The organism is Kitasatospora sp. SUK 42 (assembly GCF_015776785.2).
Classification (GTDB): domain Bacteria; phylum Actinomycetota; class Actinomycetes; order Streptomycetales; family Streptomycetaceae; genus Kitasatospora.
In genome coordinates, this window is the sequence record NZ_LFMD02000002.1 from 927,839 (window position 1) to 947,299 (window position 19,461).

Genomic DNA, 19,461 nt, shown 5'->3' on the forward strand with positions numbered 1-19,461 from the left:
CACCTTAGCGGCGGTCGGGGACGAACGGGTGAACGAGGTCGGGCCCTCCGACCGGGCCCTCCCGCCCCGGCTCTACTGCTTGGGCCTGGGCAGGCCGAGCGGGTTGATCTCGGAGGTCTGCACGGCCTCGTTCTCCAGGCCCCAGCGCTTGAGCACCTGCCCGTACGTCCCGTTCTTGATCACCTCGTTGATGGCGCTGTTGAGCGCCTTGACCAGGCCGTTGTCCTTCTTGGTGGTCGCCGCGATCTTGCCGAGGACGTCCGCGCCGGCGCCCGAGTAGGTGCCGACGACCTCGGTCTCGCCGCTCTGCACGGCGTGGAAGGCCAGGTTGGGGTTGGGGCCGACGTAGGCGTCGATCCGGCCGGAGGAGAGCGCGAGGTAGAACTCGGTGCCCGAGAAGTACTTGATGTCGATCGGCTTGAGGCCGTTCTTGACGTTCTCCTCGCTCCAGGAGATCAGCAGCTTCTCCTGGTTGGTGCCGGTGTTGACGCCGACGGTCTTGCCCGCGAGGTCCTTGGCGCCGGTGACCTTCAGCCCGCTGCCCTTCTTCGTCTCGAAGCCGAGGACGTCCAGCCGGTAGGTGGCGAAGTCGTACTTCTCCTTGCGCTCCTCGGTGACGGTGATGTTGGACAGGCCCACGTCGTACTTGCCGCTGTCCAGGCCGACGAAGATGTTCTCCCAGGAGACGGAGTTGACCTCGACCTTGAGGCCGAGCACGTCGCCGATCAGCTCGGCGATGTCCGGCTCGACCCCGATGACGGTCTTGTCGTCGTCGGCGTAGAAGTCCAGCGGCGGGGTGGTGCCCAGGGAGTCGACGACGCTCAGCGTGCCTCTCTTTCTGATCTCCTCCGGGACCAGTGCCGCGATCGCGTCGACCTTGGGCGTGCTCACCCGGTTCTGGTTGGGTGACAGGTTCACCACGGCGCCGTTCGGCGCGGTGCTGCCCTTGGCCGGGGCGAGGTCCGCCGAGGCGCCCGTGGCGCCGCTGCCGCAGCCGGTCAGGACGAGGGCGGCGGCGAACGCGCCGGCTGCGGTCACGAGGGCGCGACGGGGTAGGGACATGGCGGAACTCCTGCTCGGTGAAGGTGAAGTGACGGGATCTCTTAGAGGACCTTGGCCAGGAAGGCCCGGGTGCGGTCGTGCTGCGGGCGGTCCAGGACCTCGGCGGGCGGGCCCTGCTCGACCACCACTCCGCCGTCCATGAAGACGACCGTGTCGGCGACCTCGCGGGCGAAGCCGATCTCGTGGGTGACCACGATCATCGTGGTGCCGGTCAGGGCCAGGTCCTTGATGACGTCCAGCACCTCGCCGACCAGTTCCGGGTCGAGCGCCGAGGTGGGCTCGTCGAACAGCAGCACCTTGGGCTCCAGGGCGAGCGCCCGGGCGATCGCCACCCGCTGCTGCTGCCCGCCGGACAGCTGCCGGGGGTAGGCGGTGGCCTTGTCGGCCAGCCCGACCCGCTCCAGCAGCACCAGCGCCGCCGCCTTCGCCTCGGCCCGGGGCCGGCCCAGCGCGGCGATCGGCGCCTCGACCACGTTCTCCAGCACGGTCAGGTGCGGGAACAGGTTGAAGTTCTGGAACACAAAGCCGATCCCGGTGCGCTGGCGCAGCACCTCGCGCTCCTTGAGCTCGTACAGCCGGTCGCCGGAGCGCCGGTAGCCGATCAGCTCGCCGTCGATGGCGACGTAGCCGCGGTCGAGCTTCTCCAGGTGGTTGATCGAGCGCAGCAGGGTGGACTTGCCGGAGCCGGACGGGCCGAGCACCACGGTGACCGAGCCGGCCGGGACGTCCAGGTCGACCCCGCGCAGGACCTCCAGCGGGCCGAAGCTCTTGTGCAGGCCGCGCACCTGCACCATCGGCGCCGCCTCGGACTTGGTCAGCGTGGTCATGGACGTCCTCCGGTGGTGCGGGTGGTCGGGGTACGGGTCGGCAGGCTCCGCACGAACGCCCGGAGGCGCTGCAGCGGGGTGGGCGGCGGGGTGCGGCTGGCGCCGCGGGCGAAGTAGCGCTCGACGTAGTACTGGCCGATCGACAGCACGGTGGTCAGCACCACGTACCAGACGGTGGCGACCATCAGCAGCGGCACCACCCGGCCGGTCCGGCCGTAGATCACCTGGGCCTGGTAGAAGAGCTCGCCGATGGCCATCACGTAGACCACCGAGGTGCCCTTGAGCAGCGAGATCACCTCGTTGGCGGCGGAGGGCAGGATGCCGCGCATGGCCTGCGGCAGCACGATCCGCCAGGCCTGCCGCAGCCGTGGGATGCCGAGCGCGGCGGCGGCCTCGCGCTGGCCGCCCTCCACCGCGATGATGCCGCCGCGGATGATCTCGGCGGCGAACGCGGCCTGGTGCAGCCCGAGGCCGATCACCGCCGCGCCGAGCGCGCCGAGCACGCCGAGCGTCTCGAACTCGCCGAAGGTCGGGCCGAACGGGATGCCGAAGCCGAACCGCTTGTAGAGGTAGGAGAGGTTGAACCAGAACACCAGCTGGACGATCAGCGGGATCGAGCGGAACACCCAGACGTACGCCCAGGCGATGGTCTGGAGGATCACGCTGCGGGACAGCCGCATCGCGGCCACCACCGCGCCCAGCGCGAAGCCCAGCACGGTGCCGTAGGCGGTGAGTTCGAGGGTGCGGCCGATCGCCTGGAGGATGGTGTCGGCGGTGAAGTAGCGCTGGAAGGTGGGCCAGTCCCAGCCGGGGTTGGTGGCCAGGCCGTGGGCGAACTGGACGAGGACGACGAGTGCGGCGAGGCCTGCCGCCCAGCGCCAGGGGTGCCGGGCGGGGACGGTCCGCAGGCCGGCCAGCTCCTCGGGGTCAAGGCCGGCCGTACGTCTCGACGCGGGCGGTGTCTCGATACTGACGGTCATCGGGGACTCCTTGGACGGGGCCCTCGGCTGCGCTGGGCAGCCTCCGGCTCAGGGGTGCTCGGGCGGGCTGATCTGGGACTCCTTGATCGCCGACTCGGCGACCCCCCACTTCTTGAGGATCCGGTCGTACGTCCCGTCCTTGATCAGCTGGTTGACCGCCGCCTGGAAGGCCGGGGTGAGCGTGGAGCCCTTCTTGAAGGCGAAGCCGACGTCCAGCCGGTGGAACTCGTTGAGGAAGCGCAGCCCGGCGGACTCCTGCGAGGCCTGGTGGCGCAGGCCGTTGATGGTGGACATCTCGATGTCCACCCGGCCCTGCTGGATAGCGGTCAGCAGGGCGCCGGCGTCGCTGAACGCCTTGACCTCGTACGGCTTCTTCCCGGCGTCGGCGCAGACGTTCTTCTTGCTGTTGAGCGTGGTCTCGAAGGTGCTGCCCGCACTGGTGCCGATGGTCAGCCCGCAGAGCTGGACCAGGTCGGTGACCGGCTGGATCGCCGTGTTGTCCTTCTTGACCGCGAAGCCCTGGCCGTCGTCGATGTAGGTGACGAAGTCGACGGTCTTCAGGCGCGCGGCGGTGACCCCGAAGTTGCTCATGCCGACGTCGAACTTGCCGCTGTCCAGGGCGGGCAGGATGGTCTCGAAGGCGGCGTCCTCCCGCTGCACGGTCAGGCCGAGCACCTTGGCCACGGCGTCGCTGAAGTCGACGTCGATGCCGGCCGCCTTCTTGGTCGCCTGGTCGGCGTAGAAGGAGCTGGGCGCCGAGGTGAAGGACGCGCCGATCTTGACCACCCCGGCCTTGCGCACCTCCTCGGGCAGCAGCGCGGCGGCGGCCTCCGACCGGCTCAGGCCGGACACGACGTCCTCGGCGGCGGTGGCGGCGGGCCCGCTCGCCCCCGGCGCGCCCGCGATCTTCGGGTCCGAGCCGCACGCGGCCAGCGCCAGGAGCGGCAGCAGGACGGTGGCCGCGAGCAGGGGGCGGCGGCGGACGGTGGTGGTTCTCACGGGGGGCCTTTCAGGAGGTCGGAGCAAGGGAGGTCAACTGGCCCTCGAAGACGGGCAGCTGCTTCTCGAACGGGAGCGGGCCGATGGTCAGGGGATCGGCGGTGACGTCGAACAGCGCGGTGTAGCCGGCCGCCAGGTAGAGGCCCTTGGCCTCGGGCTGGCGCGGGCCGGTGGTGAGGTAGATCCGGCGGTACCCGGCGGCGGCCGCCGTCCGCTCCAGCTCCGCCAGCACCCGGCGGGCCAGACCGCGGCGGCGGTGCGCGGAGTGCGTCCACATCCGCTTCACCTCGGCCGTGTCCGCGTCGTACCGCATGTAGGCGCCGCCGGCCACCGGCTCGCCGTCCTCCAACAGGAGCAGCAGCACGCCGTGCGGCTCGGCGAAGGCCTCGCCCGGGTAGCGGCTCATCTCCTCGTGGGCGCCGGGGCCGTAGCGGGTGACGTACTCGTGGGTGAGCTCGCGCAGCAGCGGCTCGACCAGCGGGTCGTCCAGGGCGGCCTTGCGGAACTCGGCACGGGGCTCGCGGCTCACGCCTGCACCGGTCACACCTGCGACGCTCACGCCCGTACCGGTCACGCCCGTACCGCTCACGCCTGCACCGCGATCAGCTGGTGCCGGTCGTGCTCGGCCCGCGCCGCCTTCTCGGCCTTGGCGGCGTCCCGCTTGGCGACCTCCTCGCGGACGATCGGGATGACGTAACGGCCAAAGTCGATCGCGTCGTCCAGCAGGTCGTAGCCGCGCGCGGAGAGGATGTCCACGCCGAGGTCGTAGTAGTCCAGCAGCGCCTGGGCGACCGTCTCCGGGGTGCCGACCAGCGCGTTGGAGTTGCCCGCGCCGCCGGTGGCCGCGGCGGTCGGGGTCCACAGCGCGCGGTCGTAGCGCTCGCCGGCCTCGGCGATCTCCAGCAGCCGCTGCGAACCCGTGTTCTCAGGTGTCACCGGCTGGGCGCCGGCCGAACGGCGCCGGGGGGCGAGCTGCCCGCTCTCCCGGCGGGCCTTGATCGCGCCCACCGTCCGGTGCGCCTTCTCCCAGGCGAGTTCCTCGGTCGGCGCGATGATCGGCCGGAACGCCACCTGGATCCGCGGCAGGTCGGTCCGTCCGGCGGCCCGGGCCGCCTCCCCCACCCGCTCGATCTGTTCGGCGGTGCGGGCCAGCGGCTCGCCCCAGAGGCAGTAGACGTCCGCCTCGGCGCCGCCCGCCGCGTAGGCGGCCTCCGAGGAGCCGCCGAAGGAGACCGCCGGGCGCGGCTGCTGGACGGGGAAGACGTCGGAGACGAAGTCGTTGAAGCGGTAGTGCGGGCCCTCGTGGTCGAAGGGCTCCCGGCTGGTCCACGCCTTCTTCACGATGCCGATGTACTCGCGGGTGCGCTCGTAGCGCTGGTCCTTGGTCAGGAAGTCGCCCTCGCGCTGCTGCTCGTGGTCGGAGCCGCCGGTGATGAAGTGGACGGCCAGCCGGCCCTGGCTGATCTGGTCCAGGGTCGCGAAGGTCTTGGCGGCGAAGGTGGGGTAGGAGACGTTCGGCCGGTGCGCGAGCAGGATCTGCAACCTGTCGAGGTGCGAGGCGAGGAAGGCCGCCGCGGCCGCCGGCTCCGGGGCGCCGGAGCCGTACGCGAAGAGCACCCGGTCCCAGCCGTGATCCTCGTGCGCCCGGGCCAGCCGCAGGGTGTAGTCGCGGTCGAAGGCGGCGGTGGCGCGCGGGTTGGTCTCCGAGCCATCGCCGGTGGCGGCGATGCCGAGGAACTCGACGGGCATGGCGAAACCTTTCGGTGAACGGGATCCGGTGGCTGCGGGTGGGCAGACCGGAGGCGGCCGCGGCGGAGCGGCCGTCGAGCACGAGCGCGGTTGCGGGTACGTGACGGTGGAGGGCGGAGCGGGCCGGAGCGCGGTGCGGGGGCGGTGAGGTCGGCGGCGGCAGCGCGTGTCTGATGTGCCGTCACGTATGGACGGCGGTTCCCGGCCCACTGCGGGCAAACCGAGGGAGGACTCCCCGCGGGGGATCAGGGCCGAGCGGAATCAGGGGCCGGACGGGCGGCCCGCTGCCAGGTCAGCCGCGACACGCCGCGGACCACACCCGACCGAAGTCGATGTGGTCGCGGGTGACCAGGGGCTGCTCGGCGTACATGACCTCAAGTTGAGCAGTCGGCCGCGCGGTCCGTCAACCATGCTTCATTGCCGCACTGTTGCGATCTCCTGTCGCTTTTCTGACATGCCCCGACCGGCCCCGATCACCACCCGTTCACCCTTGACAGTCGTCGATCGCGCATGCGTACGATCGAAGCGGAGTGCAGTGCAACCGTGCCGGCCGCGTTGAGGGACGCGGGCCGGCCGCCGGACCCGCGTACGTGACCACGCCCGTACCTCTCCCACTCGCACTCCGCCCCAGGAGCCGCCGCCATGGCCACCCCGCAGGACGTCCTGCCCGCCCCCGCCGCACTCCCCTCCGACCCCGGGCAACCGGCCGCCCCCCTCGACCCCGAGGCCCGGATCGTCGCCCGCCGCAAGCCCGGCCAGTGGGTCGCCGCGGCGATCGCGCTGCTGCTCGCCGCGATGGCGGTCACCTCGGTGGTCCGCAACCGGGCCTTCCAGTGGAGCGTCGTCGCCGAGTGGTTCACCGCGCGCTCCGTCCTCAACGGGCTCACCCTCACCCTGTGGCTGACCGGCGTCACCCTCGCCCTCGGCTTCGTGCTCGGCACCGTCCTCGCCACCATGCGGCTGTCCACCAACCCGGTGCTGCGCACCCTCAGTTGGGGCTACATCTGGATCTTCCGGTCCACCCCGCCACTGGTGCAGCTGCTGTTCTTCTTCAACATCGGCGCGCTCTACCCGACCCTCGGACTCGGCATCCCCTTCGGCCCCGAGTTCATCACCGTGAAGACCGTCAACCTGGTCGGCCCCACCCTGACCGCCGTCATCGGCCTCACCCTGCTGGAGACCGCGTACGCCGCCGAGGTGATCCGCGGCGGCATCCTCTCCGTCGACCGCGGCCAGCTGGAGGCGGCGTCCGCGCTCGGGCTCGGCCGCTGGCGGGTGCTGCGCCGGATCGTCGTCCCGCAGGCGATGCGCTCGATCGTGCCGACCGCCGGGAACATGCTGATCGGCGCGCTCAAGGGCACCAGCATCGTCAGCGTGCTGGCCGTCTCCGACCTGCTCTACTCGGTGCAGCTGGTCTACCTCCAGTCCTACCAGGTCATCCCGATGCTGATGGTCGCCACCATCTGGTACCTGGTGATCACCACCGTGCTGTCCATCGGCCAGTACTACGTCGAACGGCACTTCGCCAAGGGCGCCGACCGCGCCGGCCTGCCGCCCACCCCGCTCCAGCGCGCCCGCGCGACCGTCCGCCGGGTGGTGAGCGGCGCATGAGCATTCTCGTGATCGTCGGCGCCGGGCCGCGCGGCACCGGGCTGCTGGAGCGGATCGCCGCCAACTCCGCCGAACTGCTGCCCGCCGACCGGCCGTTGGAGATCCACCTGGTCGACCCGTACCCGCCCGGCGCGGGCCGGATCTGGCGTCACGACCAGTCGCCGCTGCTGCGGATGAACTCGATGGCCGAGGACGTCACCATGTTCACCGACGCCCGCTCCACCATCGAGGGCCCGGTCAGCCCCGGCCCCTCGCTCGCCGAATGGGCCCTGCGGCAGGAGGAGTTCGCGCCCTACCGGGAGGCCGCCGACCCGGCCGTGCGGGCCGAGCTGCGCACCCTCGCGCCCACCGACTTCCCCACCCGCCGGGCCCAGAGCGCCTACCTGGACTGGGTGTTCCGCCGCGCCGTGGCCGACCTGCCGCCGCACGTCACGGTCACCGTCCACCGGGACACCGTCCACCGGATCGACGGCCCGGCCGACGGCCCGCAGACCGTCCACCTCACCGACCGGACGCTCACCGCCGACCACGTCACCCTCACCCTCGGCCACCTCGACTCCGCCCCGCACCCGCGCCACGCCGCCGACGCCGAGTTCGCCGCCCGGCACGGCCGCTTCCACCTCCCGCCCGCCTACTCCGCCGACGTCGAGGCCGAGTTGGCCCGGATCGCCCCCGGCGAGCAGGTGGTGCTGCGCGGCCTCGGCCTGGCCTCCGTCGACCTGCTCGCGATGCTCACCGAGGGGCGCGGCGGCCGCTTCGAGCCCACCGGGGAGGGCGAGGCGCTGCGCTACCTGCCGTCCGGCCGCGAACCGGTGCTCCACCTCGGCTCCCGGCGCGGCGTCCCGTACCACTCCAAGACCGGCTACCGGCTCCAGGGGCCGCCCGCCCCGCTTCCCCGGTACTTCGACGCGGCCGCCGTGGACACCCTGCTCGCCGGCGAGGGCCCGCTCGAACTGCGGCGCGACGCCTGGCCGTTGATGGCCAAGGAGATCGCCTTCGGGCACTACCACGAACTGTTCCACGCCCACCCCGAACGCACCGCGCTGCCCTGGCCGGAGTTCCTGGAGCGGTACGACCGGCACGGCTGGTACTCCCCCGAGCTCGCCGCACTGGTCGCCGAGGCCGTCCCCGACCAGGCCGACCGGATCGACTTCGAGCGGCTCGACCACCCGCTGGCCGGGCTCGAACTCGGCTCCGACGAGGAGCTCCAGCGGTACCTGCGCGAGTACGTCACCGCCGACGCCGACCGCCGGGCCGACCCGGAGCACAGTGCCGACCTCGGCGCCTTCCTCGCTCTGCTCTCGCTGTTCGGCCAGCTCTCCCGGGTGCTCACGAGCGGCCGGCTCACCGCCCGCTCGGTCGCCGAGGAGGTCGACGAGTGGTTCTTCGGCTACTTCAGCTTCCTCGCCTCCGGCCCGCCCGGCTTCCGGCTGCGGCAGTTGCTCGCGCTCTCCGAGGCCGGGGTGGTGCGATTCCTCGGCGCGGGCGTCCGGGTCGAACGGGACGAGGCCACCGGCACGTGGCGGGCCTCCGGCACGACCGTGCCCGGGCACACCGTCACCGCCACCGCGCTCGTCGAGGCGTACCTGCCCAAGCACGCGCTGGCCCGCACCCACGACCCGGTGCTGCGCGAACTCCACCGCTCCGGGCGGGTGGTGGAGGAGGTGGTGACCGACCCGGAGTACACCCACCAGTCCGGCCTGGTCACCATCTCCCTCTCCGACAGCCGGCTACTCGACCCGGCCCTCGGCGGCGCACCGCACCCCCGGCGCACCGCGCTCGGCCCGCACACCAGCCTGCGCGCGGCCGCCGCCTTCGCCCGGCCGCGCACCGACGCCCCGGGCTTCCGGCAGAACGACGCGGCGGCCCGGGCACTGCTGCGGGCGCTGGCGGCGCTCCCGACGGCGGCGCTGGCGGCGTGAACACGACCAGGGCGCGTCCTGCGGATCTTCGCCGGGTCCGCGGGACACGCCCCGGGGCGTGTCTTGTGGATCTTGTCGGATCAGGCCGCGGCGTTGGGGTGCGTGCATCGCAAGGCGGAGGAGGGAGCCACTGCGGAGCATTGGCGACCGACGACAACGCGGCGAGGTGCGTGCCCCGGCGTCGCGGACCCGGCAAAGATCCGCAAGACACGCCCTAGGGTCCGAAGAGCTCCTCCACCAGGTCCTCGTCCGAGACGTAGCTCGGCGCGGCGACCACCCGCTGCCCGGCGCCCCTGACGCCGGTCCCACGCTCCAGCGCACGGGACGGGTCCGCGTAGGACCGCCCGGCGAGGTTGGCGGCCCGGATCCGCCGGATCAGCTGCTCCGCCTCGCCCCGGTCGATCCGCAGCCGCCACGCACGGACGGCCCGGCCGGGGCGGGGGCGCCGCGCCCGATCCCGGTACTCCGCCAGATCGGCCGCGGCCCGCGTGCAGCGCTCGTCGTGCTCGCCGAGGACCTCGACGAGCTGCGGCAGCAGGTCGCTCAGCTCCAGCACAGCCCCCTGGAAGTCACCCCGCTGGGCCCGGCACGCCGCGAGGTCGTGCCGGGCCTGGAGGACGAGGGCGCCGCGCGGGCCCCGGGCGTCCCGCAGCGCGGGCAGCAGCTCGGTCAGCAACCGGATCGCGGTGACCGTCTCACCGTTGTCCCGGACCCTCCGGGCCAGGTCGCACCACACCTCCAGGGTGCCCGGATCGGTGGGCCCGAGAGCCTGCCGCATGTCCTCCACCAGTTCCCGCAGCCTCCGCACGGCCTCCGTCTGTTCACCGGCCAGGCCGAGGTGTGCGGCAAGGTCCCGCCGCGCGGCGACGACTTCCGGGTCCGTCACCCCGAGCGCCCGCGCGGCACCGTCGACCACCGGCCGGAGCAGGCGCGCCGCCGCCGCGGCGGAGCCCTCCTGCCGCGCGGCCCCCAGGCCATCCCGCAGTCTGCCCCGGACGGCCGCCTGGTCCTCGACGGGCACCGGCGGCGGGGCGGGCGACGCCGGCCGGGCGGGCTGAGCCGACTGACCGCTCCGAGCGAGCCACGCCGGCTCGGGCAGCACCAACGGCGGCCGCCCCACCGGCCGCAGCTTCGGCTGCTTCGGCTGCCGGGACTGGCCACGATGCCGCACGGGCCGGGTGGGCGCCCGCCGGGTGGGCGGGGCGATCGGCGCCGACGGCGGGTTCCGCCCCTCCGCCAGGTCCGCGAGCCGCCGCGCGACCGCCCGGGCGTCGGCCGGCCGGTCCTGCGGATCCTTCGACAGCAGCTCGGCGAGCAGGACGGGCAGGTGCGACGGGAGCCCGTACCGGACCGGGTCCAGCACCGGGGGCGGCTCGTTGAGGTGCTGGTACATCAGCACCGGCGTCGAGTCACCGCCGAAGGGCCGTGCCCCGGTGCAGAGTTCGACCAGGACGCAGCCCAGCGCGTACAGGTCCGCCCGACCGTCCACCCGGTCGCCGGTCCACCGCTCGGGCGCCATGTACGGCGGACTGCCGATGACCGTCCCGACGGTGGTCAGCCCGCCCCCGCCGGTGTCCAGCTGGGCGATGCCGAAGTCCAGCACCTTCAGGTGCCCGGCGTCGCTGATCATGATGTTGTCCGGCTTGATGTCCCGGTGCACCATGCCCGCGTCGTGCGCGGCGGCCAGCGCCTCGCAGATCTGCTTCCCCCAGCGCAGGCTCTGCTCCGGAGCCGGCAGCCCCTCCCGCAGCACCTGGGTCAGGGTGCGGCCGGTGAGCAGTTCCATCACCAGGAAGGTCACCGGCTGGTCGTCGAACTCGCTCTGGCCGAGGTCGTGCACGGTGACGATGTGCGGATGCGACAGCCGGCCCGCCGCGTTGGCCTCCCGGACGAACCTCAGCGCGTCCTTCGCCTGGTCACCGTCGTGGTGCCGGATGACCTTGACCGCCACCGACCGGTGCATCCGGGTGTCCTCGGCCCGCCACACCACCCCGAACCCGCCCTGCCCGAGCTTCTCCACCAGCTCGTACCGGCCGTCCAGGACGTCTCCGACTCGCACGCGTCTCCCCCCGTCCGCCGTGACGGACCGACTCTACCGACGCCGCCCGCCGTCGCCGCCCTCCCCCCGTCTCCGCCCAGGTGGAAGGATGGACGCCGAGCCCCGTAACGGTGCGGCGGCTCGGAGCAGCAGAGCCGAGGAGCGCAGTCATGGCCAAGCAGGCCCCGCAGAGCGACCCGGCGCAGGACGCCCCCGAGGTGTCCGCGCCCCAGCACGCGGCCGCCGGCCTGCCCGCCGTCGGCCACAGCCTGCGGATGGCCACCGAGCAGATGGGCGCCCGCCGCACCCTGGCCACCCTGCTCAAGGTCAACCAGCCGAACGGCTTCGACTGCCCCGGCTGCGCCTGGCCGGAGCCGGACAAGCCGCACACCGCGGAGTTCTGCGAGAACGGTGCCAAGGCCGTCGCCGAGGAGGCCACCGAGCGCCGGATCCGGGCCGAGTTCTTCGCCGCCCACCCGGTCGCCGAGTTGGCGGAGCGCTCCGGCTACTGGCTCGGCCAGCAGGGCCGGCTCACCCGGCCGATGCTGCTCGACGAGGGCGCCACCCACTACCGGCCGGTCTCCTGGGACGACGCCTTCGCGTTGATCGCCGAGGAGCTGCGGGCCCTGGACACCCCGGACGGCGCCGCCTTCTACACCTCCGGCCGGACCAGCAACGAGGCCGCCTTCGCGTACCAGCTGTTCGCCCGCCGGCTCGGCACCAACAACCTGCCGGACTGTTCCAACATGTGCCACGAGTCCTCGGGCTCGGCGCTCACCGAGACGCTGGGCGTCGGCAAGGGCAGCGTCAGCCTCAAGGACCTCTACCAGGCCGACCTGATCATCGTGGCCGGCCAGAACCCGGGTACCAACCACCCCCGGATGCTCTCCGCCCTGGAGCGCGCCAAGCGGGCCGGCGCCACCATCGTCAGCGTCAACCCGCTGCCGGAGGCCGGCCTGGAACGGTTCAAGAACCCGCAGCAGGCCCGCGGCCTGGTCGGCCACGGCACCAAGCTGACCGACCTCTTCCTCCAGATCCGCCTCGGCGGGGACCTCGCGCTGTTCCGCGCGCTCAACCGGATCGTCCTGGAGAAGGACGGGGTCGACCGCGCCTTCGTCGCCGAACACTGCCACGGTTTCGAGGAGTTCGAGGCTCAGGCGCTCGACACCGACCGGGACGAGGTGCTCGCCGCGACCGGCCTGCCCTGGGAGCAGATCGAGGAGCTCGGCCGGCTGGTGCTGGCCTCCGAGCGGATCATCGTCTGCTGGGCGATGGGCCTCACCCAGCACAAGCACTCCGTGCCGACCATCCGCGAGGTGGTCAACTTCCTGCTGCTGCGCGGCAACGTCGGCCGCCCCGGCGCCGGGGTCTGCCCGGTGCGCGGGCACAGCAACGTCCAGGGCGACCGGACCATGGGCATCTTCGAGCGGCCCGGTACCGCCTTCCTGGACGCGCTGGGCAAGGAGTTCGGCTTCGAACCGCCGCGCGAGCACGGCCACGACTCGGTGGACACCATCCGCGCGATGCGCGACGGCCGGGTCAGGGTGTTCTTCGCGATGGGCGGCAACTTCGTCGCGGCCACCCCGGACACCGAGGTCACCGAGGCCGCGATGCGGCGCTGCCGGCTGACCGTCCACGTCTCCACCAAGCTCAACCGCTCGCACGTGGTCACCGGCGCCCGCGCCCTGATCCTGCCCACCCTCGGCCGCACCGACCGGGACGTCACCGGCTCCGGCGCCCAGTTCGTCACGGTCGAGGACTCGATGGGCCAGGTCCACGCCTCCCGCGGCGGCCTGCGCCCGCCCGCACCCGGTCTGCTCTCCGAGACCGCGATCATCTGCCGCCTCGCCCGTACCGTCCTCGGGCCGCAGGACACCGTGCCGTGGGAGGAGTTCGCGGCCGACTACGACACCCTGCGCGAGCGGATCGCCCGGGTGATCCCGGGCTTCGAGGACTACAACGAGAAGGTCCGCCGCCCCGGGGGCTTCACCCTGCCGCACGGCCCGCGCGACTCCCGCAGCTTCCCCACCGCCACCGGCCTGGCCAACTTCAGCGTCAACCCGCTGACCGCCCCCGAGGTCCCGCCGGGCCGCCTGCTGCTGCAGACGCTGCGCTCCCACGACCAGTACAACACCACGATCTACGGCCTCGACGACCGCTACCGCGGCATCAGGGGCGGCCGCCGCGTGGTCCTGGTCAACCCGGCCGACGCCGCCGAACTCGGCCTCGCCGAGGGCCAGTACGTCGACCTGGTCAGCGAGTGGAAGGACGGCGTCGAGCGCCGCGCCCCGCACTTCCGGGTGGTCCACTACCCCGTCGCCCGGGCCGGCGCCGCGGCCTACTACCCCGAGACCAACGTCCTGGTCCCGCTGGACTCCACCGCCGACATCAGCAACACCCCGACCTCCAAGGCCGTGCTCATCCGCTTCGAGCCCGACACCGGCGCGGTGGAGTAGACGTGCGAAGGCCGCCCGGCGTCGTCGACGCCGGGCGGCCTTCGTCTGACCCGGTGCGTCCGGCTAGGCCGGACAGAGCCTCAGTGCGTCGGCCCGCCCAGCGGCAGCGTCGCCGTGGCGCTGCCCGGGGCCGAGGCGGAGGCCGAACCGGTGGAGGCCGAACCGGTGGCGGTCGGGCTGCCGGTGGGCGTCGAGGTGCCGGTCGGGGTCTCGGTCGGCGTGTCCGTCGGGGTCCCGGTCGGCGTGCCGGTCGGCGTGCCGGTCGGGGTCTGGGTCGGCGTGCCGGTGGGCTCACCGGTCGGCGTACCCGTGCCCGACGGCGTACCCGGGGCGGTCGGCGTGCCCGGGCCGGACGGCGTGCCGCTCGGCGTCCCCGGGGCGGTCGGCGGCGTCGCCGGGCTGCCGCCGGTGGCCGGCGGGGTCGGCAGCTGGCTGGGCGGGGTCGGCGCGATCGGCGTCACGGAGTCCCAGCCGGACGGCAGGTCGGGCACCTTCCAGGCGCCGCCGGCCTCGTCCGCCGCGCCGGTCGGGTCGGGGCGGACGGCCCCGAGGATCGGCATCGAGCCGATCGGCGACACCTTGATGAACGCGCCCGGTCGCGGCGCCTGGACGACCAGCCCGCCGCCGATGTACATCGCGATGTGCGAGGCGTCCTGGAAGTAGACCACCAGGTCGCCCGGCCGCAGCTGGTTCAGCGGGACGTGCGGCAGCTGCGCCCACTGCTCCTGGCTGGTGCGCGGGATCTGCGTCCCGGCGTGCAGCCAGGCCTGCGAGGTGAGGCCGGAGCAGTCGTAGGAGTCGGGGCCGACGCCGCCCCACAGGTACGGCTTGCCGATCTGGGCCAGCGCGAAGGCGACGGCCCCGCGCCCGGCCTGCGAGGGCGTGCGCTCCCCCTTGCCGAGGGCCCCGGAGGCGAGGAAGGCGAGCTGGGCCTCGTCGGCCTTGGCCTTCTCCAGCTGCTCCAGTTCGGTCCGCTGCGCGCCGGTCAGCGAGGAGACCAGCTGCTCGACGGTGGCGAGGTCGGTGGCGACCTTGGCCTTGGCGGCGTCCTGCTGGGCGACCAGCGTCTGCGAGGTCCTGAGCGCGTCCTCGGTCTGCTTCGTCAGGTCGGTCAGGGAGTTCCGGTCGGCCTTCAGCTTGTCCAGGAACTCGGACTGCGAGCGGCTGGCCGCCGCGAGCAGCTCGGCGATGGTGACCGCCTCGTACGGGTCCTGGGAGAGCAGCAGTTCGGCGTACGCGGAGGCGGCGCCGTTGCGGTACTGCGCGGCGGCGAGCTGGGAGGCGATGTCCGTCCCCGCGTCGACCTGCTTCTGCTGCCGGTCCAGCCGCCCCTGGAGGTCGGTGAGCGCGGTCTGCTGCTCGGTGACCTTCGCCACCGCCCCGTTGTACTGCTCGGTCGCGGCCTCGGCGTTCTGGTAGAGCGAGTGCAGCTGGTCGAGCAGCGGGCCGAGGGTGGCCTTGGCCGCGGCCAGCGGGTCCGGTCCGGTCGACGCGGCGACGCCCGCCGCTCCCGGGTCGGGGCTGGCGTACGCGGCCTGCGCGGCGGCCGGCAGCGCGAGCGCGGCGGCCGCGAGGACGGCTCCGCAGCGCAGGGCCGCCCGCACCCAGGGGCGTACGCCTGTCGACTCCGTGCGCTGTGCAGCCCCGCCCATGGGTGGTCCTCCCCGCCCCGTGCCCAGTCCTGGCCCGTCTCCCGCGGCCCGGATCGATCCCGGAGATCCTCCCACGGGTTACTCGTCGGAAACAGAGCGCGCGAGAACCGAGAGGTTAATTCTCGATTGATCTGTGAGGCAGCTCTCAGCAAACGGGGGCGAACCGGGGCGTTCTTCGCTAATGTCCAGCTCAGCGCGATCCAGGTCACCCCTCAGAAAGCTCCCGGACACCCCTGGGCCACCATCAGAACCACGATTCCCGGCTCAGTTCACCTTCCGTTTACCAAACCGACCTACGGTCGCGACGTCATCAACGTCAGTGCGACAACTACGACGATTGTTTGGGTATGGAACACATCTCGTTCCTGGTGGCCGTTGTGATCATCACGGCGCTCGCCTTCGACTTCACCAACGGGTTCCACGACACCGCCAACGCGGCCGCCACCGCGATCGCGACCGGGGCCCTTCGTCCGAAGGTCGCGGTCACCATCGCGGCCCTGCTCAACTTCGCGGGCGCGTTCCTGTCCGTGAAGGTCGCCACCACCATCTCCGGCGGCATCGTCAACGAGAAGGCGGGCATCCACCCCGAAGTCATCTTCGCGGCACTGGCCGGCGCGATCCTCTGGAACCTGCTGACCTGGCTGCGCGGCCTGCCGTCCAGCTCCTCGCACGCCCTGTACGGCGGCCTGATCGGCGCCACGATCGTCGGCGTCGGCATGAACGGCGTCAACTTCGACACCGTGATCACCAAGATCATCATCCCGGCGGTCGCCTCCCCCCTCGTCGCCGGACTGGCCTCCTGGGGTGCCACCAAGCTCGCGTACGCGATCACCCGCAAGGGCGACTCCGCGGCCAGCGACAAGGGCTTCAAGACCGGCCAGATCTTCTCCTCCTCGCTGATCTCGCTGGCACACGGCACCAACGACGCCCAGAAGACGATGGGCATCATCACCCTGACCCTGGTCTCGGTCGGCGCCCTGCCGCACGGCGCGCTGCCCCCCACCTGGGTGATCGTCTCGGCCGGCGCGGCCATCGCGCTCGGCACCTACATGGGCGGCTGGCGGATCATCCGCTCGATGGGCAAGGGCCTCGCGGACATCAAGCCGCTGCAGGGCTTCGCCTCCGAGTCGGCCGTCTCGACCGTCATCCTGACCTCCTCGCACATGGGCTTCGGCCTCTCCACCACCCAGGTCTGCACCGGCGGCATCATGGGCGCCGGCCTCGGCGGCCCGAAGCCGGAGCTGCGCTGGAGCCTGGTCCGCCGCATGGTCTACACCTGGGGCCTGACCCTGCCGGCCGCCGCCGTGGTCTCCGGCCTCGCGGCGATGGTGGCCCAGCAGGGCAACTGGGGCGTCGCCCTGGTCGGCGCCGTGCTGGTGGCCGGTGCCGCCACCATGTGGGTGATCTCCCGCCGCCAGCCGGTCAGCGCGGACAACGTCAACGACGTCGCCGAGGTCACCCCGGTCGAGGTCGCCCCCGGCACCCCGGGCAACGCCGCCCCCACCCCCGCCTCGACCACGATCGCGGCCTGAGCGCCGTCGACCGAGGAGCACTCACCATGCACATCAAGTGGAACGCCCTGGCCCAGACCGCCGGCATCAGCTTCGGCGTCACCGTCGCCGTGGTCTCCGTCTTCGCCCTCGGCATCCTGGCGCTGTCCCGCCGCGAGGCCGCGCAGGGCGCCCACGAGGGCGACCGGGCCTCCGGCGGCGGCAAGCCCGCCCTGCTGGTCGGCGCGTACGCCTGCTTCGCCGTGTGCGCCGCGGCCGTGGTCTACGGCCTGGTGCTGATCGCCGCGCCCTGAGGCCCCGTCCGGCGCGCGGCCGGGAACGCCGAACGGGCCGGGGAGTGTTCGACACTCCCCGGCCCGTTTCGCGTATCCCGGTGGCCGGTCAGCTCTCCTGGGTGGTCTTCAGCGCCGTCTCCCGGATGAACAGCACCGTGACGAAGGACAGCAGCGCGAAGGGCGCGGCCCACAGGAAGACGGTCCCGACCCCGTGGCCGAAGGCGTCCGTCACCAGCGGGACGATCGGGGCCGGCAGCTTGTGCAGGTCCGGGATGCCGCCGCCGGACGCCGCGGACGAGGCCGGGATGTGCGCCGCGGCCAGGTTCTGCGCCAGGTAGTCGCCGACCTTGTTGGTCATCAGCGCGCCGAGCGCGGAGACGCCCATCGCGCCGCCCATGGTGCGGAAGAAGGTGACGACGGAGCTGGCCGCGCCGAGTTCGTGCCGGGGCACCGTGTTCTGCACCGCGAGCACCAGGTTCTGGCTGGTCAGGCCGAGGCCGACGCCGGTGATCCCCATGTAGAGGGAGAGCAGCGCGTAGTTGGTGTCGACGCGGGCGGTGCCGAGCAGGCCGAAGCCGATCGCGAGCAGCGCGGTGCCGGAGACCAGGTAGGCCTTCCACCTGCCGTACTTGGTGATCAGCCGGCCCGCCACGGTGGAGGAGAGCGCCAGGCCGATGATCATCGGCAGGGTCATCAGACCGGCCATGGTCGGGGACTTGGCGCGGGCCAGCTGGAAGTACTGGCTGAGGAAGGTGGTCGCGCCGTACATCCCGACGCCGACCAGCACGCTGGCGATCGCGGCCAGGGTGACGGTGCGGTACTTGAAGAGGTCCGGCGGGATGATCGGCTCGGCGGCGCGGCGCTCGACCACGATGGCCAGGGCGCCCAGCAGCAGGCCGCCGCCGACCATCACCACGGTCTGCCAGGACAGCCACGGGTAGTTCTTGCCGGCCAGCGTGATCCAGATCATCAGCAGGCTGACGGCGGCGGTGATGACCAGCGCGCCCAGGTAGTCGATCTTCGCCGGGCGCTTGACCACCGGCAGCTTGAGGGTGCGCTGCACCACCAGGATCGCGGCCACCGCGAAGGGGATGCCGACGTAGAAGCACCAGCGCCAGCCCAGCCAGGAGGTGTCCACGATGACGCCGCCGATCAGCGGGCCGCCGATGGTGGCGAGGGCGAAGACCGCGCCGAAGTAGCCGCTGTAGCGGCCGCGCTCACGCGGCGGGACCATCGCGGCCAGGCAGATCTGGCCGAGCGCGACGACACCGCCGGCGCCGATGCCCTGCAGGGCGCGGCAGGCGATCAGCTCACCGGTGTTCTGGGAGAGGCCGGCCAGCGCGGAGGTCCCGATGTAGATCAGCAGGGCTATCTGGAGCAGCAGCTTCTTGCTGGCGAGGTCGGAGAGCTTGCCCCAGATCGGGGTGGAGGCGGTCAGGGTGAGCAGGGCCGCGGTGATCACCCACGTGTAGGCGGACTGGCCGCCGTGCAGGTCGGTGAGGATGTGCGGCAGGGCGTTGGAGACGACGGTCGACGAGAGCACGGCCACGAAGAGGCCGAGCAGCAGGCCGGACAGCGCCTCCATCACCTGCCGGTGGGTCATCGGCTGGTCGTCGTCGACGGCGGCGGCGGTGCCGGTCGAGGCCTCGGTGGTCACGGTCATCTGGGTCCTTCGGCGAGGCGAGCGGGGTGTGGGATACGCGAACATGAAAATTCGTTGCCTTAAGCAACCATATGCCGAGATGGTTGAGTTAGGCAACTTTCTTCAAGCCCAAGTAAAGGCCGCCACAAAGCCCCTGGTCACCGGGGTGCGAGTGGCGAGCGCCGACCGCCCCGCCGCCCCGGGCTCACTCCGCGGGCGGCTCCCCCAGCACCTCGTTGAAGCGGTTCAGCAGCTCCGCGAAGCGGACCACGTCCTCCTGCGGCCACCCGCCCATCACCTCGGCCACCCGCCGCATCCGCACGTCGCGCGCGGCCAGGTAGCGCCGCCGCCCGTCCTCGGTCAGCGAGACCAGGGCGGACCGGCGGTCCTGTGGGTCCGCCTCCCGGGCCACCAGACCCAGCTCCTCCAGCGCCCGGATCTGCCGGCTCACGGTGGCCTTGCCGACCGCGAAGTGCACGCCGACGTCCGTCACCCGCACCCGCCCGGCCTGCGCGACGTAGCCGAGCATGCTGTACGCCATGCCCTCCAGCTCGGGGTGCACCCGGCGTGAGAGTTCCGCCACTCTGGCGCGGCCGCGCCGGAACATCAGTCCGACCTCGCGCTCCACCGCCACCAGGGCTTCCTCGTCCGTCACCGCGCCAGTATCGCCCAGCGGCACCGCCGCGCCCCCTGTGCACGAGTTGAGACAAGCCAACTAGTTCATGGTATTAAGTATC

General features: G+C 72.5%; 15 protein-coding genes. 5 read left to right on the forward strand and 10 right to left on the reverse strand.

Annotation, left to right across the window (positions count from 1 at the left end; translation table 11 throughout):
* Positions 1-72 precede the first annotated feature (72 nt).
* From RZ50_RS03870 to RZ50_RS03895, 6 genes are read right to left on the reverse strand one after another with little or no spacing between them, the layout of a single operon-like run.
* Complete coding sequence (locus RZ50_RS03870) at positions 73-1,062, reverse strand: ABC transporter substrate-binding protein (RefSeq protein WP_196952498.1); 990 nt, start codon at positions 1,060-1,062, stop codon at positions 73-75.
* 41 nt (positions 1,063-1,103) lie between these two features.
* A complete protein-coding gene (locus RZ50_RS03875; RefSeq protein WP_305853010.1) occupies positions 1,104-1,889 on the reverse strand; it encodes an amino acid ABC transporter ATP-binding protein in 786 nt (261 codons plus the stop codon).
* On the reverse strand, positions 1,886-2,869 hold the full coding sequence (locus tag RZ50_RS03880; protein ID WP_196952497.1) for an amino acid ABC transporter permease: 984 nt from the start codon (positions 2,867-2,869) through the stop codon (positions 1,886-1,888). The genes RZ50_RS03875 and RZ50_RS03880 overlap by 4 nt, the downstream gene beginning before the upstream one ends.
* A gap of 48 nt (positions 2,870-2,917) precedes the next feature.
* Positions 2,918-3,868, reverse strand: a complete 951-nt coding sequence (locus RZ50_RS03885) for an ABC transporter substrate-binding protein (RefSeq protein WP_196952496.1) — start codon at positions 3,866-3,868, stop codon at positions 2,918-2,920.
* A 10-nt stretch (positions 3,869-3,878) separates the two neighbouring features.
* The gene (locus tag RZ50_RS03890) at positions 3,879-4,412 is read right to left on the reverse strand and encodes a GNAT family N-acetyltransferase (RefSeq protein WP_308271335.1); all 534 of its coding nucleotides are present in this window, start codon (positions 4,410-4,412) and stop codon (positions 3,879-3,881) included.
* Positions 4,413-4,453: 41 nt separating this feature from the next.
* Positions 4,454-5,617 carry an LLM class flavin-dependent oxidoreductase gene (locus RZ50_RS03895; RefSeq protein ID WP_196952495.1) on the reverse strand — a complete coding sequence of 388 codons (1,164 nt, stop codon included), beginning with the start codon at positions 5,615-5,617 and terminating at the stop codon, positions 4,454-4,456.
* 642 nt (positions 5,618-6,259) lie between these two features.
* Here RZ50_RS03895 and RZ50_RS03900 point away from each other — a divergent pair.
* Both RZ50_RS03900 and RZ50_RS03905 read left to right on the forward strand, forming a co-directional pair.
* The gene (locus tag RZ50_RS03900; RefSeq protein WP_196952494.1) at positions 6,260-7,228 is read left to right on the forward strand and encodes an amino acid ABC transporter permease; all 969 of its coding nucleotides are present in this window, start codon (positions 6,260-6,262) and stop codon (positions 7,226-7,228) included.
* A complete protein-coding gene (locus RZ50_RS03905; protein ID WP_196952493.1) occupies positions 7,225-9,150 on the forward strand; it encodes an FAD/NAD(P)-binding domain-containing protein in 1,926 nt (641 codons plus the stop codon). Before RZ50_RS03900 ends, RZ50_RS03905 begins: the two co-directional genes overlap by 4 nt.
* A gap of 214 nt (positions 9,151-9,364) precedes the next feature.
* Here RZ50_RS03905 and RZ50_RS03910 read toward each other — a convergent pair whose 3' ends face one another.
* Positions 9,365-11,209, reverse strand: a complete 1,845-nt coding sequence (locus RZ50_RS03910; RefSeq protein WP_217680221.1) for a serine/threonine-protein kinase — start codon at positions 11,207-11,209, stop codon at positions 9,365-9,367.
* Positions 11,210-11,358: 149 nt separating this feature from the next.
* On the opposite strand from RZ50_RS03910, the gene RZ50_RS03915 reads away from it, so the two are divergent.
* A complete protein-coding gene (locus tag RZ50_RS03915; RefSeq protein WP_196949015.1) occupies positions 11,359-13,644 on the forward strand; it encodes an FdhF/YdeP family oxidoreductase in 2,286 nt (761 codons plus the stop codon).
* 80 nt (positions 13,645-13,724) lie between these two features.
* Here the strand turns inward: RZ50_RS03915 and RZ50_RS03920 are convergent, their stop codons facing one another.
* The gene (locus RZ50_RS03920; RefSeq protein WP_196949014.1) at positions 13,725-15,296 is read right to left on the reverse strand and encodes an NlpC/P60 family protein; all 1,572 of its coding nucleotides are present in this window, start codon (positions 15,294-15,296) and stop codon (positions 13,725-13,727) included.
* Positions 15,297-15,643: 347 nt separating this feature from the next.
* Between RZ50_RS03920 and RZ50_RS03925 the strand changes: the two genes are divergently transcribed.
* The gene (locus tag RZ50_RS03925) at positions 15,644-16,828 is read left to right on the forward strand and encodes an inorganic phosphate transporter (RefSeq protein WP_196949013.1); all 1,185 of its coding nucleotides are present in this window, start codon (positions 15,644-15,646) and stop codon (positions 16,826-16,828) included.
* 26 nt (positions 16,829-16,854) lie between these two features.
* On the forward strand, positions 16,855-17,100 hold the full coding sequence (locus RZ50_RS03930; protein WP_196949012.1) for a hypothetical protein: 246 nt from the start codon (positions 16,855-16,857) through the stop codon (positions 17,098-17,100).
* 88 nt (positions 17,101-17,188) lie between these two features.
* Here RZ50_RS03930 and RZ50_RS03935 read toward each other — a convergent pair whose 3' ends face one another.
* Positions 17,189-18,745 (reverse strand): MDR family MFS transporter, encoded by a 1,557-nt coding sequence (locus RZ50_RS03935; RefSeq protein WP_254801971.1) that lies wholly within the window; start codon positions 18,743-18,745, stop codon positions 17,189-17,191.
* 184 nt (positions 18,746-18,929) lie between these two features.
* Entirely contained in the window at positions 18,930-19,379 is a 450-nt protein-coding gene (locus RZ50_RS03940; RefSeq protein WP_308271340.1) for a MarR family transcriptional regulator, read from the reverse strand.
* Positions 19,380-19,461: the final 82 nt, after the last annotated feature.